This window comes from uncultured Roseibium sp. (assembly GCF_963675095.2).
Taxonomy (GTDB): domain Bacteria; phylum Pseudomonadota; class Alphaproteobacteria; order Rhizobiales; family Stappiaceae; genus Roseibium.
Genome location: NZ_CAXXSJ010000006.1, coordinates 18,854 through 44,193, shown reverse-complemented (window position 1 = coordinate 44,193; position 25,340 = coordinate 18,854). Strand labels below are relative to the sequence as shown.

Here is a 25,340-nt window from a genome sequence, read left to right as displayed (position 1 = left end):
ACCCGAATCGATGGCGAATGAATTTCCGAAGGTCCGCCTGCGCATTGTCCTGGCACCGGGCGTGGCATTCGGTCCGGGAAAAGCGGATCTTCTTGAGGGAATTGAGGAAACGGGCTCGCTAAGTGCGGCAGGCAAGCGCCTGCGCATGAGTTACAAGCGCGCCTGGAACCTGGTTGGAGACCTGAATGCCCAATTTGCCGAACCGGTTGTCGAAACCGCGAAAGGCGGGTCCGGCGGCGGCGGCGGAAGTCGTCTGACGCCCTTCGGCAAGGAACTTCTGGAAACCTTCCGCGCTATCGAAGCCCGGATGCACGCCGATTCGAGCGCTGAATTCGAGACCCTTTCCGGCATGGTGAAATCTTCGCTTGAAACCGACGAGGCATCCGACTAGCCTTCGATATGTTCAGTCAGACATATCGAGGATTGTCATGTTCCGTTTCCCCCGCCGCTTCTTCGGTATCGCCGTGTCCGCAGCCGTGGGCCTCAGTGTCATGGCCGGTCACGCCTTTGCCGGTCAGATCACCGTTTTCGCCGCTGCCAGCATGACCGACGCCCTGAAGCGGATCGGCGCCGCCTATACGGACAAGACTGGAACCGAGGTCGTTTTCTCTTTTGCCGGGACCGGGGCGCTCGCCCGCCAGGTCGAAGCCGGCGCCCCTGCCGATGTCTTCATCTCCGCCGATGAGGCCTGGATGGATTATGTCGGCAAGGCCGGCGCGGTGAAGCCGGAGAGCATCCGGCCGATTGCTGCGAATTCCCTGGTTCTCGTTGGGGCCGCCGACGCCGAGCCGTTGGCGCTGGAGCCGGAGGCACTGGCTGGCCGGCTCGATGGCAACCGGCTGGCGATTGCCGATACCGAAACCGTTCCGGCCGGGCGCTACGGCAAGGCGGCCCTTGAGGCAACGGGCCTGTGGGATACCGTGGCCGATCACCTCGCGCCCATGGACAATGTCCGCGTGACCCTTGCATCCGTGGCCCGCGGCGACACGCCGCTTGGCGTGGTCTACGGCTCCGATGCCCATATCGAGCCCAAGGTCCGCGTCCTTGCGGTCTTCCCGGCGGCCTCCCATCCCGCTATCGTCTATCCCGCAGCAGCGACAAAAGGCGCAGGCGAAGCGGCCCAGGGTTTTCTGGAGTATCTGACGGGCCCGGACGCGCAGGCGATCTTTACCGACAGCGGCTTCACCGGTGTTGGCGGATAAGTTCTCGCGGATGATATAGAGATCCGGACGAGGACTTGAGGGAACGGAAACGGGCGTGGGGTTTTTCGAGCTTCAACCGCAGGAATGGCAGGCGCTGGTCCTGACGCTGCAGGTCGCCGCAACGGCCCTTTGCTTTGCCGTGCCGCTCGCCGTTGCGGTTGCCTATGTGCTTGCTCGCTACCGGTTTCCCGGTCACGGCATCGTCAATGCCCTTGTCCACATGCCTCTGGTGCTGCCGCCGGTGGTGACCGGCTATCTGCTTTTGATCCTGTTCGGGCGGAACGGTCCGGTCGGCCGGTTTCTGGCCGAAACTTTCGGGATTGTCTTTGCCTTCAACTGGACCGGTGCGGCGCTTGCCGCCGGCGTCATGGCTTTCCCACTGATCGTGCGCCCGGTCCGGCTTGCCTTCGAGGCGGTCGATCCGAAGCTCGAGGAGGCCGCCGCCTCGCTCGGCGCCCATCGCATCGTGACCTTCGCCGTCGTCACGCTGCCCCTGACGCTGCCCGGCATTCTGGGGGGCGCCATCTTGGGGTTTGCCAAAGCCATGGGCGAGTTCGGCGCGACCATCACCTTCGTCTCCAATATCCCCGGTGAGACCCGGACCCTGGCACTGGCGCTTTATACGGCAACCCAGACGCCTTCCGGTGATTTGGCAGCCTTCCGCCTGACTTTGATTGCGGCCGTCGTCGCCTTCGGAGCGCTCCTTGCCTCCGAAGTCTGGGCTCGCCGCCTGCGTCGGCGGATCGGAGGGGCGAATGATTGAAGTCGATCTGAAAGGCCACGTGGGCAGCTTCCGGGTCGAGGCTGCCTTCGAAGGTGCATCGGGTGTGACGTCGCTGTTCGGTCAGTCCGGCGCGGGCAAGTCGACAATCACCAACATGATCGCCGGAATTCTGCGCCCCGACAGCGGCCGGATCACGGTCAACGGGGAGGTCCTGTTCGATTCCGGGCGGGGTATCGACGTGCCTGCGCGGGCACGCCGGGTAGGGCAGGTGTTTCAGGATGCGCGGCTGTTTCCGCATCTGAGCGTGCGCTCCAACCTGACCTTCGCGCGTTGGGCCGGGCGCCGCCATGACACCCGCTCCCTTGACGAAGTCGTCGAGCTGTTGGGCATCGCTCATTTACTTGACCGCAAGCCGGGCGGGCTTTCCGGCGGTGAGCGTCAGCGGGTGGCAATCGGCCGGGCGCTGTTGTCGGCGCCGAGGCTCCTGTTGATGGATGAACCGCTCGCCTCCCTCGATCAGGGCCGCAAGGCGGATATCCTGCCCTATCTCGACCGGCTGCGCAGCGAGGCCGGCATCCCGATCCTTTACGTCAGCCACGCCATGGAGGAGGTTGCCCGCCTGTCGCAGACGCTGGTGATCGTTTCGGAAGGCAAGACAATCGCTTCAGGGCCCGTTGCGGACATTTTGTCCCGTGTCGACCTCGGTCGGGCGACCGGCCGTCATGAGGCCTCGGCCCTGCTGGAAGGCGTGGTCTCCCGCATCGACCGTGAATGGGGCCTGAGCAGCGTCGACATCGGCGGCCAGGTCGTCCAGGTGCCGGGGCTCGACGCACCGCTCGGCGAGGCGATCCGACTGCGCATCCTGGCCCGTGACGTGGCGATCGCGACCTCGGAGCCGAAGGACCTCAGCATCCGTAACGCGCTTCAGGGTACGATCACCGGCATCACCGATGAAAGCGGCCCCTATACCGAAATCCTCTGCAGGGTCGGCGATCAGGCCCTCAGAGCGCGTGTGACCCGTGCCTCCGCGTCCGGACTTGGCCTCGTTCCCGGCAAGTCGGTGTTCCTGCTCATCAAAAGCGTCGCCATCGCAAGGCGTCAGCGCGCACCCGCACCGGGGGCCGAACTACCGGACGCGACAGGGCAGGAAACGCTGGTATAGTCGGACGCATGAGCAGTTTGACGCGTCGCCGGCTGACCCGAAGGATCAAGCTTCTCGCGGCGAGTTTCATTCTGGCCGTGAGCGTCGGAGTCGTATGGCTGACCGGTGTGATCAGCCTGGACTTCTTCCTGGGCGAGGTGGAACGCAGGGCCGAAGCAACCCTGGCCGTTCAGGCAGCGGTCCTGGAAAAGCTTCTGGACAAGTTCCGCCTGATGGCGCCGCTGATGGCGCGCGGCCCGGATTCCGCGGAAATCGTCCGCAATCATGACGTGGAGCGCGGCAAGCAGGTGGCCGCCATCGCCGCTGGCATGGCGGGGGCTGAAGAAGTCTGGTTCCTGGATCTGAATGGCGATGTGATCGTTTCCAGCTCCAGCAACGACCTGACCGCGACAGGCAACGGCAGGGCGGCCTTCCGCGTCGTGTTCCGTCAGGCGGTCCAGGGCCAGCTCGGACGCCAACTGCTTCCGGGGACGCAAAATCGGCCTGCCAGCTATGTCTTCGCCTCCGCGGTTCGCGAACACGCTGCGGTGGCCGGTGTCATCGCGGTTCGCGTCGGCCTCTCTGATGTTGAGCAGGCCTGGGCGCTGAGCAAGGATCCGATCGTCGCCCTCGACCCGTCGGGTTCCGTGGTTGTGACCAATGAGCCTGCCTGGCGGGGCCGGCCGTTTTCGGAACTGACCGAGGAAGCTAATGTGGTCGTGTTGCGCGGCGACAGAGAACCGACCGGGGTCATGAAGCTGACGGACCGGGCGCGCGGCAAGAGCCACCTGCAACTTGCCACACGGCTCCCAGCGCTGGACTGGTCCGTGGTAATTCTGGCGGACACGACCGAGGCCCGGCGCCAGTCGGCACGGGCGATGGTGATCGCTTTCCTGCTGTGCATCATCGCAAGCGGCGCCGTCTGGGCCATGCTGGCGCGGCGCGAGGAAATGGCCCGTCGCCACAGGCGGGACAAGGCCGCTTCGCTTCGGCTCGAGCGACGCGTGCGCAGCCGGACCGCGGATCTGAGAGAAGCCAATGCGCAGCTTGAGCAGGAGGTCCGCGACCGCCTGCAGGCGGAAGCCGACCTGCGCCTTGCCCAGGCGGAACTGGTCCAGGCCGCGAAGCTCGCCACGCTCGGAAAGATGTCCGCCGCGCTCAGCCACGAATACAATCAGCCGCTGGCCGCGATCCGCTCGGATGCGGAAATCGCCGAGATGCTGATTGCCCGCGGCGCGCCCGACAAGGCGCTTGGCAACCTGTCGCGCATCGGCAGCATGGTGGCGCGCATGGCGGAGATCGCCCGGACGCTGAAAGGTTTTTCCCGCCGGTCGGGCACGGATATTCGTCCGGTGTCCCTGCGCCAGGCAATTGACGAGGCGCTGCTGCTGGTCATGCCGCAGATCAAGCGCAGGGGAGTGTCCTTGAAAACCAGCCTGCCGAAAGAGGATATCGTCGTCGCCGGCGGGCGTATTCGCCTGGAACAGGTGATTGTCAACCTGATGACCAACGCTGTCGATGCGGTCAGGGAGCAACCGGACCCTCAAATCGAGCTCAAGCTGGAGCAGGCAGGAGACCAGGTTCGCCTGTCTGTGACCGATAACGGCAAGGGGATCGATGCCGAGACCCTGCCGCATATCTTCGACCCCTTCTTCACCACCAAGGAAACCGGAGCCGGGCTGGGCCTCGGGCTTTCGATCGCCTACAAGATCGTCCATGATTTTTCCGGTACCCTGACGGCCCGCAACACGGACAAGGGCGGGGCGGAGTTCACGATCCGGTTGCCGGTTGCCGGTGAGAAAACCATAGCTGCGGAATAAAACCAGATGGATCAGGGCTGTGTCCTGCTAGTTGACGATGAAGAAGATCTCCGGGCCTCGCTGACCCAAGGGTTGGAACTCAGCGGTCAGACGGTGATGGCGACGGGGAACCCGGAAGACGCGCTGGAGCGCATTACCCGGGACTTCTACGGCGTGCTTGTCACGGATATCCGCATGCCCGGCGAGGATGGCTTCCAGGTCATGCGCAAGGCGTTCGAGATCGACCCGGCGCTGCCGGTGGTCCTGATCACCGGACACGGCGACGTGCCGCTCGCGGTCGAGGCCATGCGCGCCGGCGCCTATGATTTCATGGAAAAGCCGTTTTCGGTTTCGAGCCTGGCCTCGGTCGTCGACCGGGCGCTCGACAAGCGCCGGCTGGTGCTGGAAAACCGCAAGCTGCGCGAAGAACTGGCCGATCGGACCGGGATCGAGGGACGGCTGGTCGGACGGGCGCCTGCCATGGACCAGCTGCGCCGCACCGTGCTGGCGCTCGCTCCGACCGATGCGGACGTGCTGATCCTGGGTGAGACCGGGGCGGGCAAGGAAGTGGTTGCCCGCGCGCTGCATGACGAGGGTCCGCGCCAATCCCGGCCCTTCGTGGCGCTCAATTGCGGGGCTCTGCCCGCCGAAATCATCGAATCCGAACTCTTCGGCCACGAGAAAGGTGCCTTTACCGGCGCCAGCGGCCAGCGCATCGGCAAGCTCGAACACGCCCACGGCGGCACGGTGTTTCTCGACGAGATCGAATCCATGCCGCTGGAACTGCAGGTCAAGCTGCTCCGGGTGATCGAGACCCGGACCATCGAACGGCTCGGCTCCAACAAGTCCATCGATCTCGATGTGCGCTTCATCGCTGCCACCAAGGAGGATCTGGAGGCGGCCGGCCGGGACGGCCGGTTCCGGCTGGATCTGTTTTACCGGCTCAATGTGGTCACGGTGGCGATCCCGCCGTTGCGCGAGCGGCTGGAGGACATACCGCTCCTGTTCCAGCATCTCGCCGTCGAGGCCCGGGCGCGCTACCGGCGCGAGATCCCGGATATGCCCGACAGTTTCCTGGCAAAACTCATGGCCCACGACTGGCCCGGCAATGTGCGCGAATTGCGCAATGTCGCGGGACCGCTTCGTGCTCGGGCTGGAAACGGAAGCCCCCGCGTCCAACGGCAGCGGCGCCAGCCTGTTTGACCAGGTGGCAGCCTATGAGAAGGCGCTGATCGCGGCCGAACTGAAGAAGAACGGCGGGGTGATCAAGGAGACCTATGAGAGCCTCGGCCTGTCGCGCAAGGCGCTTTACGAGAAGATGCGCAAATACGGTCTCGCCAAGGAAGATATGATTTCGGCAGAATAAATCCTGAGCCGATGTCACAGACGGGCAAGCTGGCTCGTCGTTCGGGTGTCAATGCGTTCAACCTCAAGAATGGAAGACATCGATGACATCTGTAGCCGTAATCAATCATGAACAGCATATCCCGGACGTGCTCAGGGCCTTTGCCGAGGCCCACGCGCAGATCTGCAAGACGCCGCTCGACGGCACACTGCACCATCTGGTGAAGCTGCGGGCCTCCCAGATCAACGAATGCGCCTTTTGCGTGAAGATGCATAACGCGGAAGCGCGCAAGGACGGGGAAACCGCAGACAGGCTCGAGCGGTTGGTGGTCTGGCGTCACGTCGACGACTTCACCGATGCGGAACGCGCTGCCCTTGCCTGGACCGAGGCGCTGACGCGGCTCGACGACAAGGAGGACTACGGCCGGCTGCGCGCCGACCTCCAGAACCACTTCACCGACGGAGAAATCAGCGCGATCACCGCCGCCGCGGCCATGATCAACTTGTGGAACCGGATCGGGATCTCCAATCACTGAGATGAACAAGCTCGAGACCAAAACCAAACGGTTCGAGGACGCGAGGCCCCAATTGATGGGCCTCGCCTACCGCATGCTCGGCGTCGTGGCCGATGCGGAAGACGCGGTCCAGGATACGTTCCTGAAATGGCAGGCGGCGGACCTTGCCGGCATCCGAAATCCGGACGCCTGGCTCGTGACCGTCTGCACCAATCGCTGCCTGGACATTCTCAAATCGGCGTCCCGGACACGTATGAGCTATGTCGGCCCTTGGATCCCGGAACCCCTGCAGACCGAGACGATCGCGCTCCAGGAAGAGGATCTCGACCGGGCCCAGTCGCTGACGACGGCCTTTCTCCTGCTGCTGGAACGGCTGACACCGAAGGAGCGCGCCGCCTTTCTGCTCAAGGACATCTTCGGCAAGTCCTATGACGAGGTTGCCCGGACACTCGGAATGACCGAAGCAGCCTGTCGGCAGCTTGTCTCCAGGGCCTCGAAATCCGTCCGTCAGGACCAGGCGCGGTTCACGCCGTCCGTCGAGCAACAGGAAGCGTTTCTGGCCGCTTTCCAGAATGCCCTTGCGACCGGCTCGGCGGACCGGCTTGAGGAGCTCCTGGCCGAGACGGTCAGCCTGAGATCGGATGGCGGCGGCAAGGCAACGGCCATCAGCAGGATTATCGAAGGCCGTCACCTCGTCGGTAAGTACATTGCACGCATTCTCGGCCGGCTCATGACGGACGTCAGGTTGGAGCGGCGCGAGGTCAACGGCATCGGCGGCCTGGTCACTCTGGATGGAGACACCGTCGTGACGGCCATGACGATCGGCTATGCACCGGATGGCACCGTGGACCGGATCTACCTCATCCGAAATCCGGACAAGCTCCGTCACCTGACGGCGCCGGCCCGTCATGACCCGGCAACAGGCGGATTGCGGTTCCATTAGTAGGCGGGCTTCGCGATGTGTCGATTCCAACACATTTGCTCTGCCTCATGGGTCGGGATCGACACGCTTTCCGCCCGTTTTTCGGGCGTGTGCAGAGAATTTCTTCAATTATTGCTGAAATCTTAAGGCTTCCGTCCGTCTGGCACGGCCGTTGCTATAATAGGCCCAGCGTGAGTACCGCGCAGCCGGGTGCAGTCGCATCCGGAGTGACAGGAAATGTCTGGGAGGACATCCATGAAAAAATTCGTACTGGCTGCGGCAACCGCGGCCTCTTTCGCTCTGTCCGGCGCAGCGTTTGCGGCTGATGATTGCAGCGACGGCGAAATCGTCATCAAGTTCAGCCACGTGGTGGCGGCAACCGGTCACCCAAAGGGCGACGCCGCAACCATGCTCGCGGACCGTGTCAACAAGGATATGGACGGCAAGGCCTGCATGCAGGTGTTCCCGAACTCGCAGCTTTTCGATGACGACAAGGTCATGGAAGCGCTGCTGCTCGGAGATGTCCAGCTCGCCGCTCCGTCGCTCTCCAAGTTCGAGGCCTATGACCAAGAAGTTCCGCCTGTTCGACCTGCCGTTCCTGTTCCAGGACCTGGATGCGGTCGGCCGCTTCAGCCAGAGTGACGCCGGCAAGGGTCTTCTGAATTCCATGACCGACGTCGGCTACACCGGCCTCGGCTACTGGATGTCGGGCATGAAGCAGTTTTCGGCCAACAAGCCGCTGCTGCTGCCGACCGATGCCGCAGGCTTGAAGTTCCGCGTTCAGACGTCCGACGTGGCCGTTGCCATGATCGAAGCCATGGGCGCCAACGCCCAGAAAACTGGCCTTCAAGGAAGTCTACGGCGCCCTGCAGACCGGCGTTGTCGACGGTCAGGAAAACACCTGGTCGAATATCTACACCAAGAAGTTCTTCGAGGTTCAGGACGGCGTCACCGAGACCAATCACCAGTCGCTCGCCTATCTGCTGGTGACCTCCGACGAGTGGCTGAAGGGCCTGGATCCGGAAATCCGTGATCAGTTCCTGACGATCGTCAACGAAGTGACCCTGGACGCCAACGCCAATGTCGCCAAGCAGGAAGCGATGAACCGTCAGCGCATCCTGGATGCCGGTACCACCATCCGCGTGCTGACCCCCGAGCAGCGCAAGGCATGGGTGGAAACCATGAAGCCGGTGTGGACCAAGTTCGAAGGCGATATCGGCACCGATCTGATCGAAGCCGCACAGTCTGCCAACAACGCAAGCTGATTACGGCTGACAAGATGCGGGGAGGCCTTCCCGGCCTTCCCGCGACGATCCGGAACAAGAAACATAATCAGGGAAAGACCGGGGCCGGTCCGGCTCGGGGGCCAGCTTTGGGGGAGGACACATGAAACGCGTCGACGATTGGGTCACGCGCTTTGAGGAAAGCGTACTTGCGTTTTTGCTCGCGGCGATGACCCTCGTTTCATTCACGCAGGTGGTCGCGCGCTACGGCTTCAATGCCGGCTGGGGCGGCGCCCTGGAATTCACGCGGATCCTGTTCGCCTGGCTGATCCTGTTCGGCATGAGCTACGGTATCAAGATCGGCGCGCATCTGGGCGTCGATGCGATCATCCGCCTGTTTCCGCGTCCGATTTTCCGCGCCTTTGCGGTGTTCGGCGCCCTGTGCGCCGTCGCCTACGCTGTCATCCTTCTTTATTCCGACTGGCTGCAGGTGTTCGGTGCGCACGCCCGCGGTGGCGCGATCGACTACTGGATGAAGATGTACAAGGTCGGCATCGGGCTCGACGACCTGCGCTATCCGGATCTCATTCAGGAGACCTTCGGCACCAAGGAGCGCGTCCAGCGCTGGATTGCCTATCTGATCCTGCCGGTCGGGCTGGGACTTCTGGCGTTCCGCTCGGCACAGGCGGTTTGGCAGATCATCACCGGCGAACGGGAAATGGTGATCGCGGCCCACGAGGCGGAAGACCTCGTTGCCGAAAACAAAGACGTGTTGAAGGACTGAGGGGAAAACCATGGAAGCCGCAGTCCTTTTCATCATGGTCCTGGGACTTCTGTTCCTGGGCGTTCCGATTGCGATATCGCTGGGCCTGTCCAGCGTCATCGCGATTGCCTTCTTCTCCAGCGATTCGATTTCCTCGGTCGCGCTGCAACTGTTCACCGCATCGCAGAACTACACGCTGCTCGCCATTCCCTTCTTCATTCTGGCTTCGGCCTTCATGTCGACAGGGGGCGTCGCCCGGCGCATCATCCGCTTCGCCATTGCCTGTGTCGGACATGTGCGCGGCGGGCTGGCGATTGCGGCGGTGTTCTCCTGCATGCTGTTCGCGGCCCTGTCGGGATCGTCGCCGGCAACGGTGGTCGCCATCGGCACCATCGCCATCGCCGGCATGCGCCAGGTCGGATACACCAAGGAATTCGCCGCCGGCGTGATCGCCAATGCTGGCACGCTCGGCATCCTCATTCCGCCGTCCATCGTCATGGTCGTCTATGCGGCGGCAACCGACGTGTCGGTCGGCCGGATGTTCCTTGCGGGCGTCATTCCGGGGCTCGTCGCCGGCCTGATGCTGATGATCGCGATCTACGTCAACGCGCGCATGAGGAAAATGCCGAAGCAGCCGTTCGCCGGTATGGGAGAAATCCTGTCGTCGGCCGGCGAGGCCGCCTTCGGCCTGCTTCTGATCGTCATCATCCTGGGCGGCATCTACGCCGGCGTGTTCACGCCGACGGAAGCGGCCGCGGTTGCCGCCGTCTATGCCTTCCTGATCGCGACCTTCATCTACCGGGACATGGGACCGCTCAAGGGCATTCCGATCCGAAAAGAGGGCGAGAGCATTGGCTCGGCCGTTGCACGGAACCTTTGGCTGATCCTGGTCTATTTCCTGCCGGGCTGCTTCCACTCCGACACCAAGAAGGTCCTGACGGACGCGGCGAAGACGACGATCATGCTGATGTTCATCATCGTCAACGCGCTGCTGTTTGCCCATGTGCTGACTTCGGAACGCATTCCGCAGGCGATCACCGACTGGATGATCGGCGTCGGCTTCAACTGGTTCACCTTCCTGATCGCCGTGAACATCCTGCTTCTGATCGGCGGCCAGTTCATGGAACCCTCGGGCCTGCTGCTGATCGTGGCGCCGGTGGTGTTTCCGATCGGCCTCGAGCTCGGCGTCGACCCGATCCATCTCGGCATCATCATGGTGGTGAACATGGAAATCGGCATGATCACTCCGCCGATCGGGCTCAACCTGTTCGTGACCTCAGGGATCACCGGCATGAGCCTGTTCCGTGTGGTCCAGGCGGCGGCTCCCTTCGTGGCGATCCTGCTCGTGTTCCTGGTGCTGGTGACCTACATGCCGGTGCTCTCCACCTGGCTGCCCTACAGCCTGATGGGTCCGGAAATCGTCACACGGCCCTGAGACGGGCAGGTGAAAACCAAGAGGCCGGGGCACAGCGCCCCGGCCTTTTTTGTTTGTTGTCAGCCGGAAACCGCCAGGCCGACATAGCGCGACGCGGGCCGGATCAGTTTGCCGGTTCCCTGCTGTTCCACCACATGGGCGCACCAGCCGGGCGTGCGGCCGGCGGCGAAGAGCGGGGTGAACAGGGTGCGGTCGATGCCGACCGCGTCGAGCAGGACGGCGGTGTAGAACTCCACATTGGTGTCGAGCTTCCGGTCCGGCTTGGCGCGGGCTAGGGCTGAAAGGGCTTCTCTCTCGACCGCTTCGGCAAGGGCCAGGCGCGGGTTGCCTTTTGGCAATTCGGCAAGGCCGGCTTTCAAGACATCGGCGCGCGGATCGCGGGTGCGGTAGACCCGGTGGCCGAAACCCATCAGCCGTTCGCCGCGCTCAATTTCCGCCGCGATCCAGCTTTCCGCATTTTTCGGCGTCCCGACCGCATCGAGCATGTCAAGCACCGGGCCGGGCGCGCCGCCATGGAGCGGGCCTTTCAGAGCGCCCATGGCGCCGATCACCGCATCGCGCATGCCGGCCTGCGTCGAGGCGATCACCCGCGCGGTAAAGGTCGAGGCGTTGAGGCCGTGATCGAGGATCGTCACCAGATACCGGTCCAGGGCGTTGACCGCGTAAGCAGCCGGTGGCGTGCCGGTCAGCATGCGTAAGAGGTCCTCCGCCGAGGAGAGCCCCGCATCGGGACCGATCGGCATGTAGCCCGCCTCCAGGCGTGCTGCGGCTGCCAGAAGAACGGGAACGGCTCCGGAGATCAGTTCCGCGTCCGTCAGGTCGGTCTCCTTCGGCAGGGCACAGACCCCGAGCCGCATGCGGTCATAGGCGCCGATTCCGGTGGGGGCCTTCTCCATGGCCGGCAAGGCGGCCATGGCCATACGCCGGGCCTGGGCGAAGGTCTTTCTCAGATCCGACCTGGAGGTGGGGACCAGATCACCCCAAAGATGTTGGACGGCGTCCTCGAACGGCATGCGGCCGGCAAGTTCCTCGATCCGCTTGCCGCGCAGAACGAGTTCGCCGTTCTGGCCGTCGACGTCGCTGAGCACGGTGTCCGCGACGACGATGCCTTCCAGCCCGGTGCTGGGCACGAGATCGGCAGGTTTGAGGGGTTGGGTCATGTCGGTCTCCTTCTTTCGGATGGCGACACTCAAATCGAACGGAGTTGATATCGTCAATATTGATAAATACAATCAATATATGTCGACACCGATCTATCTCTCCGCCGCGGAAGCGGCGACCGAACTCGGCGTGCGTCCCCAGACGCTTTACGCCTATGTCAGCCGCGGGCTGATCCGCTCCATTCCCGGTCCCGGCAAGCAGCGCCGCTATGATGCCTCGGACGTGCGCCGGTTACAGGGGCGAAAGGACGGGCCGGGCGAGGGCGGATCCCGTCCGCTCTCCGGCGACGAGGTGCTGGAAACCCGGCTGACCCTGATTGCCGACGGCGGCCCGTTCTACCGGGGACATTCGGCGACCGGCCTGGCCCGGTCGTCCACGCTCGAGGCGGTGGCAACCCTGCTGTGGGGATGCGACAGCGATCCCTTTGCCGGCAAGGTACCAGCGCCTCCGCCACCTGCGGACCCGGCGCTCGGACCGATCGACCGGCTGATGATGGCGGTTGCCGCCTGGCCTGCCCAGGACCGGGCGGCCTATACCCTGTCACCCAATCTCCTGGCGGAAAAAGGCGCAGGCCTGCTGCGCTACGGCGTTGCAGCGCTTCTGGACACGGAACCAGGTTCCGATCCGGTCCATGAGCAGTTTATCAAGGCCTGGACCGTGGAGCCGTCGGGTGCGCCGGTTCTGCGGGCGGCTTTGGTGCTTGTGGCCGATCACGAACTCAACACCAGCGCCTTTGCCGCGCGCTGTGCTGCCTCCACCCGCGCGCCTTTGCATGCCACGCTGCTCTCCGGTCTCGGGGCCTTTTCCGGCCCCCGCCACGGTGCGGCCTCCGACCGGGTGTCCGCTTGGCTTGAGGAAATCGACGCCCCTGTAGATATCGATCGCGTGGTAGGCGGTCGGCTCGCACGCGGTGAACCGCTGCCCGGCTTCGGCCACACGGTCTACACTGGCCCGGATCCGCGCGCAGAGTGCCTGCTGGCGATCCTGAAGGAACAGGCGGGCGGGATGCCTTTCGTCGATCTGCTCCCGGCGATTGTAGACGCCGGCAACGATCTTTACGGACTGAAGCCCAACATCGATTTCGCGCTGGCCGCGGCGCAGAAGGCCTTTGCGCTTCCTGAAGGCGCCGGGAAGCTTCTATTCTGCGGCGGCCGGATTGTCGGCTGGATCGCCCATGCGTTGGAACAGTACCGGATCCCCGAGCAGATCCGGCCCAGGGCGGCCTATGTCGGCGAGCGGCCGTCCTAGGGTTGGGTCCTAGAGATTTATGCCTTCTTCTTCGATGTAGATGCGCACGATGTCGTCGAACGAGGCATCCACCTGGAAGCCGAGGCTGACAGCGCGGGCGGCATCGAACTGGCGCGGCCAGCCGGCCACGATCCGCTCTACGGCCTCATCCGGCTCGCGGCGGATCAGCTTGACCCGCGCCTCGCCGCCGATCCGGCGCAGGGCATCGATTTCCTCACCCACGGTCACCGGCAGGCCCGGCATGGTCAGGCTGCGGCGCGGGCCGATCCTTTCACCGTCCATGTTTGCGGCGTGGATCAGGAAGCCGACCGAGGCGCGCGGGCTTGCCATCCAGTGCAGCACGTTGTCATCAACCGGGAGCTTCGCCTCCTGGCCGTTCAGCGGTTCGCGGATGATGCCGGAAAAGAAGCCCGAAGCGGCCGCATTGGGCTTTCCGGGCCGGACCACAACGGTCGGCAGGCGAATGCCGATGCCGTCCATCATGCCCCGGCGGGTGAGGTCGGCAAGCAGAAGCTCGCCGATCGCCTTTTGCGTGCCGTAGGAGGTAAGCGGGGTCAGGTGGAAATCGTCCGGAATCGGGTCCGGGAACGGTGCGCCGAAGACGGCGATGGAGGAGGTGAACACCACCCTCGGACAGTAGCTTTCTCCCGCGACCCGGATCGCTTCGAACAGCCGCTGCGTTCCGTGCAGGTTGATCCGGTATCCCTTCTCGAAATCCGCTTCCGCTTCGCCCGAAACGATGGCCGCCAGATGAAAGATGAATTCCGGCCGCTTGGCGATCAGGATCTCCGCCTGTCCGGCTTCCGAAAAATCGCAGGCAATCGTTTCAACCGCGCAGGGAGCACCAGCCGGAGCGGTTGGGGCGACGACGTCGGCCAACAGGAGTTCGCTGATTTCGCTGCCGCCCAGGTTTTGTTCCGAAACCAGCCGGTCGACGAGTTTGCGCCCGATCATACCGGCCGCACCGATCACCAGAACCTTGACCATTCCAACCCCTCCCGAATGTCCGATGTTTTTTGTGAGAATATTCCGGCAAGGCCGCGCCGGAAAGGCCGATCAGACAGGATTGCGTTCGCTGTCCGGACCGACCGTGCGCGCCATATAGACCACGTGCTTGTCGCCGATCTGTTTTTGCCCGGTCTCGTGGAAGCCGTGGCGGGCGTACCATGCGCGGTTGGTATCCATCAGCACGTTGGTGAACAGCCGGACTTCCGGCAGACCCAACGCCTCTGCCCGCTTCAGCGTGAAATCCAGGAGAAAATTACCCAGCCCTGCTCCTTTCGCCGAAGGATCGACGGCGATGCTCCACAGCAGCATGTGGTCGGGTTCCCGGATCAAAACCAGCGACCCCGACAGCGGATCGTCGGGGCCGGTGACCCAGACCTCGTGTTCCGCGACAAAGGCGTCGTAGTCGCCCGTCATCGGCTGGGGAATCGCACCGATCACCTCAACCCAGGGCGCATAGGCGCGCTCGGCAAGGGCCAGCAGGCGTGGCGCGTCCTCAGGAACGGCCGGACGCGGTGCAGGATGAGAGACAGGCCTATCGGGCACCGCACCACTCCGGAATTGTTTGCGTCACGTGCAGGGTTTTCCGTTCCGTGTCCGTCAGGCAGCGCGGGGCCGCCTCTTTTGCAGCGCTCAGAAGGTCTTCGAGCGTTGGCCAGAACGGCAGCAGGTTGACCGTGTTGTCCCAGGAGGATGTTGCGATCAGGGTCCCGTCGGGAGAAAACCGGAGGTCCCGCACATGGTCCGTATGACGCCGGTACCGGCCGACGAATTCCCCTGTACCTGCATCGAGAAGACGGACTTCACCCTGGGAAAACCCGACGGCCAGAAGTCGGCTGTCCGGTGAAAATGTCAGGGAATCGACCGTCCTCAGGTAGCTTTCAGTCGGGAAACGTCCCGCAACTTCATTGTTTGCCATGTCGATCAGAAGCAGGTTGCGGGAAACGCCACCCACGGCAGCAAGTTGCCCGTCCGGAGACAGGGCAACCCGCATGGCAAGCCAAGTCTTGCCCGGTTCCACCGGGTAGCTCCGGGTCTCACCCGTGGAAAGATCCCAAACCCGTGCGTCACCGTCACTCGACGCCGTGATGATACGCTTGCCGTCAGCAGTGAATTTGGCGTCCCGGATCCAGTCCTTGTGCCCTTCATAGGACCGGTACTCCCCCGTCGAAATGTCCCAGATGCGCAAGACGCCGCTGCGGTCTCCTGTTGCGACCAGCCGATCATCGGCGGAAATGGCGAGCGGCAGAGCTTGAGGATGGCTGCCCTCGAGCAAAAGGTCGCCTTTGTCATTCCGGATTTCGAATTCGCCGTTCGCTTTCGCCAGGGCAAGGATGTGCCCGTTCGCGCTGACCAGGCTGCCGTCATCTGCACGTAGACGCCAGCCTGTCCCTGGAAGGGAAAACCGCTCTTCCAGGGTATCTCCGTCCCAGACCGTCACGTTCGAATAATCGCCGGTTACAAGAATGCTTCCGTTTTCCGCGGCCAGCAGTTCGGAGGTATGCGGAAGTGTCTTGACCAGCGCGCCGGTTCTGCTGTCCCGGATCGTGATCGGGCGTGCCGGGTTGCCCCATGGACCGACGACGATCTGCTCGCCACCTTTCAGAAAGGAGCCGGAGCCGGCGCTATCGGGGATCGCGGGCGCGCTGGCCGCGCCCCGCCAGTTCCACAGCCGGGCGGTGCCGTCATATCCGGATGTCAGGATGGTGACCCCGTCCGTCGAAAACCTGGCCTTCCTCACATCGGATGTGTGTCCGTGCAGCACAGTAACCGTTTCGCCGGTCGCTGCGTCCCAAATGCGCGCCGTATCATCCTCCGATGCGGTGAGGACGTAACGGCCGTCCGGCGAAAAGGAGATGTCGTAGATACTGCCCTGGTGCCCGATCAGCGAAGTTACCAGGCTCTTGTCCGCCAGGTTCCAGATGCGGGCATTGCCGTTTTGGGAGGCGGTGGCAAGGAATCGGCTGTCCGGGGAGAAATCCGTATGCTCGATCGGCGATCCTTCATAGTAGGGAATTGAGAACAGGGCCTTGCTGCTTTCCCGGTCCACCACGAACAGCTCCTGATGTTCCAGGTCCTGATAGATGAAGACCGATCCGTCCGGTGAGTAGCGGGCGGTTTTGCGCAGGTCGGCACCATAGTGTCGGACGATCAAGGAGCCGTCGGATGCCCTCCGACGTTCTACCCCGCCTTCCGCGTCGACCAGGATTTCCGTGTCGTCCGGTGCGAAAATCGCCTCTTCGATGTTAGATTCGCTGCCTTCAATGGTGTAGATGGAAGCGCCGGTCGCCACGTCGATCTGCTCTCCGCGTGCCGTGAGCAGCCGCTTGCCGTCGTTGGAAAAGGTAACGCCGCGGGCCGGAATGAGCCCCGGCTTCAGCATGAAGGTTCGAATGGGGGCAAACGTGCGCGCATCCCAAAGCTGAATGGCGGTCTGGATGCGATTGTCAAAACGCGCTGTGCCGGATGCAGCCATGAGGTTGCCGTCCGGTGAAAAGGCGATGCCGGTAATTTCGACTCCGGACGACAAGTCCTCAAGATGAGCGCCTGTCCGGCCGTCCCATATGCCGACACCTCCGCCGTTTGCAGCGAGATACATGGCTGTAATCAGTTCTCCGTCGGGCGAGAAATGGATGTTGTAGGAGCCTTTCTTGCCATGGAAATCTGAGCGCGGCGATCTGTTTGCCGGTTTGGGCATCGAACAGCACGGCCTGAGAAAAATCGGAGCTTAGGATACGCTTGCCGTCAGGTGAAAACTCCGCATCCGCGCTGGACGTCGGGCTGGGAAAACCCAACGTGTGCAGTTCCCGCCTCTCCGACATCGCCTCGGTCAGCGCCATCCGGGCGGCTGCGACATAGGGCCGGCTGCGCTGTTGCGGGTCGGTCGAAGTGGTATCCGGCAGGGCCTCGATCGCACTCAGGATCGCCATCGTCGTGTCACCGCGCGCGAGAGCCTCCTGTGACAGGTCTGCCAGGTAAAGCGATTGTGCCGTAAGCGCGTCGTTGCGTTGCGCCTCCGCCACGTTGCGCTGGGCTTGGGCCTCGTTTCTTTGCCAGAACGCGATGCCTGCCAGGCCCAGGCCTACCACGACCGCCGCGAGCGACAAGGCAAGCGTCAGCTTTTGCTGGCGCTGGGCGTTGCGGCGGCTTTCGGTGATGAACTTGGTCTGGTCGGCGGTAATCTGCGGAGCTTCGCGGGGGCGCTCGTCGCGCCAGCGCTCCGCGTCGGCAATGTCCGCGCCTCTCAGAAGCAGGGACCGCCGTTCGCCGGATTGCCGCCAGCGCCGCGCCAGCCCGGCGAGCCGTGTATGTTCCCGGATCCAGTCGATATCCGTGTTGACTGCCGAAATAACGCTGTCGACTGCATCCTCGAAGGGATCCCGGTCCGTACAGAATATGAAGTTCAGCCGAGCCAGGATCGGCGGGATGTCCTGGCCCGGAACGTCTTCGATCACGATCGGCGCGATCCGCTTTTCCAGTTCATGGGCGAGCTCGATCTCCCAGGCACAGACTTCGGATGCCGCCGAGGCCGGGCTCAACAGGAAAATGATTGTGTCGGCCTCACGGATCAGCTGCTCCAGCCGGTCGCGCCACTCCTCGGTCGGAAGGATGTCCTCCGTATCCCGGAATATGCCGAGATTTCGGTCGGCCAGCACTTTGGAAATGCGGTGGGCCTTCTCGCGGTCCTTGCGCGAATAGGAGACGAATACCTTCGGCTGATCTTCCCCTTCGGCGTGCTCAGGCGGCGTCAGGGCGTCAGACAAATTCAATGTCCTTCATGAGGAATCCGGAGATTTATTGTTTAAAAGCGCAATGCAATTGCAATCAAACGATCCGCCGCAAAATACTGACGGAAATATCTTTTATTTCAAGTCTCAAGACCAGTACGGCATCGGAGGGCGGGACGGGCTCCTACAAGCGGCCCTTCATGAACAGGTCGAAGTCCTCCATGCCTTCCTCCCGGTCGAAACAACCGAAACTGCCGCTGTCTTTCAGGCTTTCTGCGGCAGCGGTGAAGGCCCCGAAGGCGATACGGGCAAGGCCACCGCCGATGGAGACCCGGGTCACGCCCATGTCCTCCAGTTCCTTGCGGGTCATGTGAAAATTCTTCCGTCCGGCCAGAACGTTGAGCGGTGCGGAGACTTCCGCGATCACGGTTTCGATATGCTGCTTTTCAATGAGCCCGGGGGCATAGACGCAATCGGCCCCGGCATCTGCGAAGGCCTGGAGGCGCTTGATCGTGTCGCGGAGATTTTCCTCTGATCGGACTGGCGCCTCGCTGCGGGCGGTCAGGACGAAATCCGGCGCAAGACGGTTCCGCGCGTCGACCGCGGCCTTGATCCGTTCTACTGCGAGGTCGAATTCGTAATAGGGATGGAGTGGATCGGGCGAAAAATCCTCGATCGAGCCGCCGCTCAGACCCACCTCGATGGCGCCGCGAATGGTCTCCACGACGTCGTCCGGACTGTCGCCGAAGCCGTTTTCCAAGTCTCCGTTCACCGGCAGCGTGGAGGCGCCAATGATCGTCTGGGCATGGGTCAGCGCCATGTCGCGCGTGATCAAGCCCTCCGCATCCTTCAGCCCGTTGGTGAAGGCAAAACCGGCGCTGGTCGTGGCCAGGGCCTCGAAGCGCAGGCCCTCCAGAATGCGGGTGGTGCCGATATTGTACGGATTCGGCATGAGAAAGGCGCGGCGCTCCGCATGAAGGGCCTTGAAGCGGGTACGGCGGGTTTCGATCGTCTGCATGGGGAGCCTCCAGACTGGTACCGGAACTTCATCCGGATGTTCTGACCCTAGTGGTTGTCTCTTGGCAGGCCTTTCGTGTGTGCCACATCCTGGTATTTGACGGCGGGCTTGAGCACCATGCCCTTGTCGAACTGGTCGACGATGCCGCGTTGGATTTCCTGCCAGGGCGTCTGATGATCAGCATAGGCAAATCCGCCCTCGGCTTCCAGATCCGAGCGTCGTTTTGCAAGTTCCGCGTCCGAAATCAGAATATCGGCGGTCCCCTTGCCGAGGTCGATTCGCACCATGTCGCCGGTCTGGATCAGGGCAAGCCCGCCCATGGCGGCCGCTTCCGGAGAGGCGTTCAGGATTGATGGGGACCCGGATGTTCCCGACTGGCGGCCGTCGCCGATGCACGGCAGCGAATGGATGCCTTTTTTGATGAGGGCGGCCGGCGGCTGCATGTTGACCACTTCCGCGCCGCCCGGATAGCCGATCGGGCCGGTGCCGCGAATGAAGAGCATGCAGTTTTCGTCGATGTTGAGATCCGGATCGTCGATATTGTCGTGATAGTCCTCGGGCCCTTCGAACACGATTGCGCGGCCCTCGAAGGCCTCCGGATCATCCGGGTTGGACAGATAGCGCTCCCGGAACTCCTCGGAGATCACACTGGTCTTCATGATCGCGCTGTCGAACAGATTGCCCTTCAGGTTCAGGAAGCCGGCATTTTCGGTTAGCGGGGCGTCGTAGCTCCGGATCACCTCGGGCATCAGGATTTCCGCGTTTTCGCAGTTTTCGCCGATGGACTTGCCGTTGACCGTCTTGGCGCCCGGGTGGGGCAGCTTGCCGACACGCATCAGTTCATTGACCACGGCCGGAACGCCGCCGGCGTGATGATAATCCTCGCCGAGATACTCGCCGGCCGGCTGGAGATTGACCAGAAGCGGGATCTCGTGACCGACGGCCTGCCAGTCGTCATTGTCCAGTGGTATACCCAGATGGCTGGCAATGGCGTTGAGATGGATCGGCGCATTGGTCGAGCCGCCGATAGCCGAATTGACCACGATCGCATTCTCGAAGGCCTCGCGGGTCATGATGTCGGAGGGCTTCATGTCCTCATGCACCATGTCCACGATCCGCCTTCCGGTTTCATAGGCGATCTGTCCCCGTTCCCGGTAGGGAGCCGGGATCGAGGCGGAGCCCGGCAACTGCATGCCGAGGGCCTCGGCCAGCGAATTCATGGTGGTCGCCGTACCCATGGTGTTGCAGTAACCGACCGACGGCGCGGAGGAGGCAACCAGCTCCATGAAGCCTTCGTAGTCGATTTCGCCTGCGGCCAGCAATTCGCGGGCCTTCCAGACGATCGTGCCGGATCCGGTGCGCTCGCCCTTGTGCCAGCCGTTCAGCATCGGGCCGACGGATAGCGCGATAGCCGGAATATTGACCGTGGCCGCGGCCATCAGGCAGGCGGGAGTTGTCTTGTCGCAGCCGATGGACAGGACCACGCCGTCGATCGGATAACCGAAGAGAAGCTCCACAAGTCCGAGATAGGCCAGGTTCCGGTCGAGCGCCGCGTTCGGCCGCTTGCCTGTTTCCTGGATAGGATGAACCGGAAATTCGAAGCAGATACCGCCCGCCGCGCGAATGCCCTCACGTACCCGTTTGGCAAGTTCCAGATGATGGCGGTTGCAGGGGGACAGGTCCGAACCGGTCTGGGCAATGCCGATGATAGGCTTTCCCGATTGCAGTTCTTCCCGCGTGAGACCGTAGTTCAGATACCGCTCGATATAGAGAGCCGTCATTGCCGGATTGTCCGGGTTGTTGAACCATGCGGTGGATCTCAGGCGTGGATGTTTTGAACCGCTCATAAAGCCTCTCCCTCGGTCTTGTCCGGCGCAGCCGGTTTGAACCGATTAACATCACCCGAACAGCGTTCTGTAAAGCTGCGTTTCGGGCGAAGGTGGTCTCCTGGCGTGGAGTTTTTCTGGTCGAGATCACGAATTTGCGTTTGGGACGCGTGGGTCGTCTCGCTGAGCAAATTTCAGGCGCGGTTGATTGAAATTTTCGCAAACGCTCCGAAAGCCGGGAGAACACTCAATCAGGCTGGCAATTCAGCACGCCCGATCAGTCAGGCTAAAACCTTAAATACATTAGAGAAACTTATGAATTCAAACAAGTTAATCGTATTGGTTAATGAAAGTTACCGATTTTGGATAAACTGGCTCTAATTCACGCAGCGTCTAAGTCGAAATTTGCTTAAATCTGCTTTTCAAGCTCAGTAAAATTCGCTAGTATGTTTTTGTAATTTGAAGCGGCCCGCGGGATTTCAGGGCTGCAAGATTTGACCTCAAATCATTTCATCCAGATCGGGAGGGGGGCTTGCCCCCCTCCCTTTTTCTATTCCGGCAATTTCGCCCGCCGTTCAGACGGTTTCAAGATTCTCCATGGACAGCAGATCCAGCGACGGCATCAGGCTGAGCAGCTCGCGCGTATAGGGATGTTGCGGCGTTTCGAACAGCGCATCGCAATCGGCGACTTCGCAAAGCTCACCGTTCCGCATTACTCCGACCCGGTTGCACATCTGCCGGATGACGGCGAGGTCATGGCTGATGAAGAGCATGGTCAGGCCCAGTTCCTGCTGCAGGTCCTTCAGCAGGTTGAGGATCTGGGCCTGGATGGACACATCGAGCGCCGAAGTCGGTTCGTCGCAGACCAGGAACCGCGGCCGGGTCGCAAGCGCGCGTGCGATCGAGATCCGCTGCCGTTGACCGCCGGAAAACTCGTGCGGGAACTTTTCCCCGGCGGCGGAGCCCAGGCCGACATGATCGAGAAGGTCGTCCACGATCTGGCGGACTTCCCGGTTGGACGACGCAAGCCGGTGGAACTTGATCGGCTCCGCGATGATGCTGCGCACCCGCATGCGGGCATTCAGCGACGAGAACGGATCCTGGAAGATCATCTGCATCTGCCGGCGCATGGCGAGGATCTGCTTACGGTTGCGCAGCTCGGTCAGTTCCTGTCCGGCAAAGCGGATCGATCCGCCGGTCGGGTGATAAAGACCGGTGATCAGCCGGGCGATGGTCGACTTGCCGGACCCGCTTTCGCCGACGAGGCCGAAGGTTTCGCCTTCCGCGATGTCGAAGCTGACCGACTTGACCGCATCGAAATAGCGTCGGCGGGACCTGAGGATCGATCCGGAGACCTGAAACCGCATACCCAGATCACTGATCGTCAGCAACGGCCCTTCGGCCTTGTCGTAGGCGCGGGCCTTGCCCAGCCAATGGGTGGCGATATCGATCTGCCGGGTCGGCGTGCCCGCCTTTTCTATATAGTCGACCACCGGAAAGCGCTCGATGCGGATATCCGGACGGGGAACCGCGGAAATTAGGCTCTTGGTATAGGGATGCTCGGGCGAACCCAGAACCTGGGTCGTCTCGCCGTATTCGACCAGCTTGCCCTGGTACATCACCGCCACGTGGTCGGTGATATCCGCAATGACGCCCATGTCATGGGTGATCACCAGCATGGCTACATGGCGCTCGGCACAGAGTTTTTTCATCAGCTCCAGGATCTGGGCCTGGATCGACACGTCGAGCGCCGTGGTCGGTTCATCGGCGATCACGAGTTCCGGTTCCGCGCACAGAGCGAGCGCGATCACGACCCGCTGGCGCATGCCGCCGGAAAACTGGTGCGGATACTGTTTGATCCGTTCCGGTGCATCGGGAATGCCGACCGCATCGATAAGTTCGATCGCCCGGGCTCTGGCCTCGTCCCGTGTGAGCGCCAGATGGGTGCGGATGGTTTCCACCAGCTGGGATTCCACCGTCTGGAGCGGATCGAGCGAGGTCAGGGGATCCTGGAAGATCATCCCGATCTTTCGCCCGCGCAACAGCCGCTTCTGCTTTTCCGGCAGGCTGTCGATCCGCTGGCCATGGAGATAGATCTCGCCTTCGGCGATGCGCCCCGGTTCGGCGAGGAGGCCGATCACAGCGTTGCCGACGGTCGACTTTCCCGCGCCGCTTTCACCAACGACGCCGAGGATCTTGCCGGCCTCGACCTTCAGGGTGACACCCTCCACCGCAACGAAGGTGGACTTGCGGCCCGGAAACTCGACCTTGAGGTCGTGGATCGTAAGAACGCTCATGGCCTCACCGCAGCTTCGGGTTCAGGGCGTCGCGCAGCCAGTCGCCCAGGAGGTTGACGTTGAGGACGAGCAGCGCCAGCGCCAGGCCGGGGAAGATCGCGATCCACCATTCGCCGGAATAGAGGAAGTCGTTGCCGATGGCGATCAGGGTGCCGAGCGAAGGCTGGGTCGGCGGCATGCCGACGCCGAGGAACGACAGGGTCGCCTCCGTGACGATGGCAAGCGCGAGGTTGATGGTCGCGATCACCAGCACGGGACCGGTGACGTTGGGCAGGATGTGGCGGATCATGATGGTGACGGAGGGAATGCCGATCACGCGCGCGGCCTGCACATATTCCTTGTTCTTCTCCACCATGGTCGAGCCGCGCACCGTGCGCGCATATTGGACCCAGAACGACAGGGCGATGGAGAAGATCAGGATCCAGAAGGAAAATACTTCCCGGTTGAGCGTACCGAATATGCCGTGCACGGCCCCGTCCACCAGCAGTGCAATCAGGATCGCCGGGAAGGTCAACTGGATATCGGCAATGCGCATGATGACCGCATCCACCCGGCCGCCCATGTAGCCGGCGACGAGACCGAGGGTAATGCCGAGTGCGGCGGCAAAAAACACCGAGCAGAAGCCGACGATCAGGGAAATGCGCATGCCATAAAAGATCGCGGAGATGATATCCCGACCCTGATCGTCCGTTCCGAGCGGGAACCGGGGATCGGCGAATTCCATCCAGAACGGAGGCACCCGGGCATCCAGAATGGACACCGAGGCCAGATCGAACGGATCGTGTGGCGCCACCAGCGGCGCGAAAAACGCCACGAAGAACAGGATCAGTGTACCGATCGCGGCCAGCACCGTAATGCGCGAGCGCAGGAACGAGTGGAACATGTCGCTATCGATGATCCGGGCAAAGAGCCCCGGTGCGGCCTCGGTACCCTTGGCGTCCTTGTTGGAGACGTCAGACATGGGCGCGGTCTCCTTGTCAGGCCCGCTCGACCCGCAGGCGCGGATCGATCAGGAAATAGAAAATGTCGACGACGAAGTTGATGACGACGAACAGGAAGGCCGTCAGCAGCAGATAGGCGGACATGATCGGGATATCCACGTTCTGGACCGCCTGCAGGAACATGATCCCCATCCCAGGCCATTGGAAGACGGTTTCGGTAATGGTGGCAAAGGCGATGATGGCGCCGAGCTGCAGGCCGGTGATCGTGATCACCGGGACAAGTGTGTTCTTCAGGGCATGGCGGAAATGCACGATCCGGTCGGGCAGGCCCCGGGCCCGGGCGAACTTGATGTAGTCCGTGCGGATGACTTCCAGCATCTCCGCCCGGATCAGGCGCATGATCAGGGTCATCTGGAAAAGGCCGAGCGTGATTGACGGCAGGATCAGGGCCTTGATCCCGGACCAGGTCAAAAGCCCCGTCGTCCACCAGGAGCCGATCTGGACCACCTCGCCGCGCCCGAAACTCGGCAGCCATTGCAGCGTGACCGAAAACAGGAAGATCAGCAGGATCCCGATGAAGAACGTCGGCAGGGAAATCCCGACCAGGGACACCGACAGGAACAGTTTCGATATCGGCGACTCCCGATTCAGCCCTGTATAAATGCCCATGGGAATGCCCACCACCAGCGCAAACAGCGCCGAGACGAAGGAAAGCTCCAGGGTCGCGGGGATGCGCTTGGCGAACAGCTCGCTGACCGGCTGGTGAAACTGGTAGGAGGTGCCGAAATCGAACTGGGCCGCCTTGATGACGAAGCGGGCGAACTGGACAGGTATCGGGTCGTTCAGGCCGAGGCGCTCGCGCAGGGCTTCGCGTTCCTCGATCGAGGTCTCGATCCCGACCATCATGTTCACGGGGTCACCGACGAAACGGAACAGGGAAAACGACAGCAGGGCGACGACCAGCATGACAATGATCGCCTGCATGAGACGACGCACCGCGAAACCAAGCATGACGGTTCTTTTCTTCGGTGTTGGGCCTCCCCGGTCC

General features: G+C 62.5%; 20 protein-coding genes and 2 pseudogenes. 12 read left to right on the top strand and 10 right to left on the bottom strand.

The annotated features are described in order from the left end of the window. Positions 1 to 10 precede the first annotated feature (10 nt). The 11 genes and pseudogenes from ABIN98_RS03225 to ABIN98_RS03175 all read left to right on the top strand — a co-directional run bounded on the left by ABIN98_RS03225 (position 11) and on the right by ABIN98_RS03175 (position 11,068). Positions 11 to 391: a hypothetical protein gene (locus ABIN98_RS03225; RefSeq protein WP_346907356.1), complete on the top strand. Its 381-nt coding sequence runs from the start codon at positions 11 to 13 to the stop codon at positions 389 to 391. 37 nt (positions 392 to 428) lie between these two features. Beyond that, positions 429 to 1,202, top strand: coding sequence for a molybdate ABC transporter substrate-binding protein (gene modA / locus ABIN98_RS03220; protein ID WP_346907354.1), 774 nt, complete (start codon positions 429 to 431; stop codon positions 1,200 to 1,202). 55 nt (positions 1,203 to 1,257) lie between these two features. After that, a complete protein-coding gene (gene modB / locus ABIN98_RS03215; RefSeq protein ID WP_346907352.1) occupies positions 1,258 to 1,965 on the top strand; it encodes a molybdate ABC transporter permease subunit in 708 nt (235 codons plus the stop codon). Beyond that, positions 1,958 to 3,088 carry a molybdenum ABC transporter ATP-binding protein gene (gene modC / locus ABIN98_RS03210; protein ID WP_346907351.1) on the top strand — a complete coding sequence of 377 codons (1,131 nt, stop codon included), beginning with the start codon at positions 1,958 to 1,960 and terminating at the stop codon, positions 3,086 to 3,088. Before modB ends, modC begins: the two co-directional genes overlap by 8 nt. 8 nt (positions 3,089 to 3,096) lie before the next feature. Continuing rightward, positions 3,097 to 4,887 carry an ATP-binding protein gene (locus tag ABIN98_RS03205; RefSeq protein WP_346907349.1) on the top strand — a complete coding sequence of 597 codons (1,791 nt, stop codon included), beginning with the start codon at positions 3,097 to 3,099 and terminating at the stop codon, positions 4,885 to 4,887. 6 nt (positions 4,888 to 4,893) lie between these two features. After that, positions 4,894 to 6,232, top strand: a pseudogene (locus tag ABIN98_RS03200) (sigma-54-dependent transcriptional regulator). 82 nt (positions 6,233 to 6,314) lie between these two features. Next, on the top strand, positions 6,315 to 6,746 hold the full coding sequence (locus ABIN98_RS03195) for a carboxymuconolactone decarboxylase family protein (protein ID WP_346907348.1): 432 nt from the start codon (positions 6,315 to 6,317) through the stop codon (positions 6,744 to 6,746). 1 nt (position 6,747) lies between these two features. After that, complete coding sequence (gene sigJ / locus ABIN98_RS03190; protein ID WP_346907346.1) at positions 6,748 to 7,668, top strand: RNA polymerase sigma factor SigJ; 921 nt, start codon at positions 6,748 to 6,750, stop codon at positions 7,666 to 7,668. A 234-nt stretch (positions 7,669 to 7,902) separates the two neighbouring features. Next, positions 7,903 to 8,912, top strand: a pseudogene (locus tag ABIN98_RS03185) (DctP family TRAP transporter solute-binding subunit). 121 nt (positions 8,913 to 9,033) lie between these two features. Beyond that, positions 9,034 to 9,654 carry a TRAP transporter small permease gene (locus ABIN98_RS03180; protein ID WP_346907344.1) on the top strand — a complete coding sequence of 207 codons (621 nt, stop codon included), beginning with the start codon at positions 9,034 to 9,036 and terminating at the stop codon, positions 9,652 to 9,654. A 10-nt stretch (positions 9,655 to 9,664) separates the two neighbouring features. Next, the gene (locus ABIN98_RS03175) at positions 9,665 to 11,068 is read left to right on the top strand and encodes a TRAP transporter large permease (RefSeq protein ID WP_346907342.1); all 1,404 of its coding nucleotides are present in this window, start codon (positions 9,665 to 9,667) and stop codon (positions 11,066 to 11,068) included. Between the two features lie 59 nt (positions 11,069 to 11,127). Here the strand turns inward: ABIN98_RS03175 and ABIN98_RS03170 are convergent, their stop codons facing one another. Beyond that, entirely contained in the window at positions 11,128 to 12,228 is a 1,101-nt protein-coding gene (locus ABIN98_RS03170) for a citrate synthase/methylcitrate synthase (RefSeq protein ID WP_346907341.1), read from the bottom strand. A gap of 79 nt (positions 12,229 to 12,307) precedes the next feature. On the opposite strand from ABIN98_RS03170, the gene ABIN98_RS03165 reads away from it, so the two are divergent. Then, complete coding sequence (locus tag ABIN98_RS03165) at positions 12,308 to 13,477, top strand: citrate synthase family protein (RefSeq protein WP_346907339.1); 1,170 nt, start codon at positions 12,308 to 12,310, stop codon at positions 13,475 to 13,477. 9 nt (positions 13,478 to 13,486) lie between these two features. Here ABIN98_RS03165 and denD read toward each other — a convergent pair whose 3' ends face one another. From denD to ABIN98_RS03120, 9 genes are all read right to left on the bottom strand, one after another. After that, positions 13,487 to 14,464, bottom strand: coding sequence for a D-erythronate dehydrogenase (gene denD, locus ABIN98_RS03160; protein WP_346907338.1), 978 nt, complete (start codon positions 14,462 to 14,464; stop codon positions 13,487 to 13,489). 69 nt (positions 14,465 to 14,533) lie between these two features. Further along, positions 14,534 to 15,028 (bottom strand): GNAT family N-acetyltransferase, encoded by a 495-nt coding sequence (locus ABIN98_RS03155; RefSeq protein ID WP_346907336.1) that lies wholly within the window; start codon positions 15,026 to 15,028, stop codon positions 14,534 to 14,536. Continuing rightward, on the bottom strand, positions 15,018 to 17,081 hold the full coding sequence (locus tag ABIN98_RS03150; protein ID WP_346907334.1) for a WD40 repeat domain-containing protein: 2,064 nt from the start codon (positions 17,079 to 17,081) through the stop codon (positions 15,018 to 15,020). Before ABIN98_RS03150 ends, ABIN98_RS03155 begins: the two co-directional genes overlap by 11 nt. Then, on the bottom strand, positions 17,017 to 18,246 hold the full coding sequence (locus tag ABIN98_RS03145) for a toll/interleukin-1 receptor domain-containing protein (protein WP_346907332.1): 1,230 nt from the start codon (positions 18,244 to 18,246) through the stop codon (positions 17,017 to 17,019). The genes ABIN98_RS03150 and ABIN98_RS03145 overlap by 65 nt, the downstream gene beginning before the upstream one ends. A 148-nt stretch (positions 18,247 to 18,394) precedes the next feature. Further along, a complete protein-coding gene (locus tag ABIN98_RS03140; protein WP_346907330.1) occupies positions 18,395 to 19,228 on the bottom strand; it encodes an isocitrate lyase/phosphoenolpyruvate mutase family protein in 834 nt (277 codons plus the stop codon). Positions 19,229 to 19,275: 47 nt separating this feature from the next. Then, positions 19,276 to 21,075, bottom strand: a complete 1,800-nt coding sequence (locus ABIN98_RS03135) for an IlvD/Edd family dehydratase (protein WP_346907328.1) — start codon at positions 21,073 to 21,075, stop codon at positions 19,276 to 19,278. 554 nt (positions 21,076 to 21,629) lie between these two features. Next, positions 21,630 to 23,351, bottom strand: a complete 1,722-nt coding sequence (locus tag ABIN98_RS03130; RefSeq protein ID WP_346907326.1) for an ABC transporter ATP-binding protein — start codon at positions 23,349 to 23,351, stop codon at positions 21,630 to 21,632. A gap of 4 nt (positions 23,352 to 23,355) precedes the next feature. Beyond that, positions 23,356 to 24,312 (bottom strand): ABC transporter permease, encoded by a 957-nt coding sequence (locus ABIN98_RS03125; RefSeq protein ID WP_346907324.1) that lies wholly within the window; start codon positions 24,310 to 24,312, stop codon positions 23,356 to 23,358. Between the two features lie 16 nt (positions 24,313 to 24,328). Then, positions 24,329 to 25,303 carry an ABC transporter permease gene (locus ABIN98_RS03120; RefSeq protein ID WP_346907322.1) on the bottom strand — a complete coding sequence of 325 codons (975 nt, stop codon included), beginning with the start codon at positions 25,301 to 25,303 and terminating at the stop codon, positions 24,329 to 24,331. Between the last annotated feature and the right edge of the window lie 37 nt (positions 25,304 to 25,340).

What these genes read in the sequence shown, in the direction of transcription:
- ABIN98_RS03225 (WP_346907356.1), top strand. Translation starts at nt 11, where the DNA reads ATGGCGAATGAATTTCCGAAGGTCCGCCTGCGCATTGTCCTGGCACCG.
- modA (WP_346907354.1), top strand. Translation starts at nt 429, where the DNA reads ATGTTCCGTTTCCCCCGCCGCTTCTTCGGTATCGCCGTGTCCGCAGCC.
- modC (WP_346907351.1), top strand. Translation starts at nt 1,958, where the DNA reads ATGATTGAAGTCGATCTGAAAGGCCACGTGGGCAGCTTCCGGGTCGAG.
- ABIN98_RS03205 (WP_346907349.1), top strand. Translation starts at nt 3,097, where the DNA reads ATGAGCAGTTTGACGCGTCGCCGGCTGACCCGAAGGATCAAGCTTCTC.
- ABIN98_RS03195 (WP_346907348.1), top strand. Translation starts at nt 6,315, where the DNA reads ATGACATCTGTAGCCGTAATCAATCATGAACAGCATATCCCGGACGTG.
- sigJ (WP_346907346.1), top strand. Translation starts at nt 6,748, where the DNA reads ATGAACAAGCTCGAGACCAAAACCAAACGGTTCGAGGACGCGAGGCCC.
- ABIN98_RS03180 (WP_346907344.1), top strand. Translation starts at nt 9,034, where the DNA reads ATGAAACGCGTCGACGATTGGGTCACGCGCTTTGAGGAAAGCGTACTT.
- ABIN98_RS03175 (WP_346907342.1), top strand. Translation starts at nt 9,665, where the DNA reads ATGGAAGCCGCAGTCCTTTTCATCATGGTCCTGGGACTTCTGTTCCTG.
- ABIN98_RS03170 (WP_346907341.1), bottom strand. Translation starts at nt 12,228, where the DNA reads ATGACCCAACCCCTCAAACCTGCCGATCTCGTGCCCAGCACCGGGCTG.
- ABIN98_RS03165 (WP_346907339.1), top strand. Translation starts at nt 12,308, where the DNA reads ATGTCGACACCGATCTATCTCTCCGCCGCGGAAGCGGCGACCGAACTC.
- denD (WP_346907338.1), bottom strand. Translation starts at nt 14,464, where the DNA reads ATGGTCAAGGTTCTGGTGATCGGTGCGGCCGGTATGATCGGGCGCAAA.
- ABIN98_RS03150 (WP_346907334.1), bottom strand. Translation starts at nt 17,081, where the DNA reads ATGTATCTCGCTGCAAACGGCGGAGGTGTCGGCATATGGGACGGCCGG.
- ABIN98_RS03140 (WP_346907330.1), bottom strand. Translation starts at nt 19,228, where the DNA reads ATGCAGACGATCGAAACCCGCCGTACCCGCTTCAAGGCCCTTCATGCG.
- ABIN98_RS03135 (WP_346907328.1), bottom strand. Translation starts at nt 21,075, where the DNA reads ATGAGCGGTTCAAAACATCCACGCCTGAGATCCACCGCATGGTTCAAC.
- ABIN98_RS03130 (WP_346907326.1), bottom strand. Translation starts at nt 23,351, where the DNA reads ATGAGCGTTCTTACGATCCACGACCTCAAGGTCGAGTTTCCGGGCCGC.
- ABIN98_RS03125 (WP_346907324.1), bottom strand. Translation starts at nt 24,312, where the DNA reads ATGTCTGACGTCTCCAACAAGGACGCCAAGGGTACCGAGGCCGCACCG.
- ABIN98_RS03120 (WP_346907322.1), bottom strand. Translation starts at nt 25,303, where the DNA reads ATGCTTGGTTTCGCGGTGCGTCGTCTCATGCAGGCGATCATTGTCATG.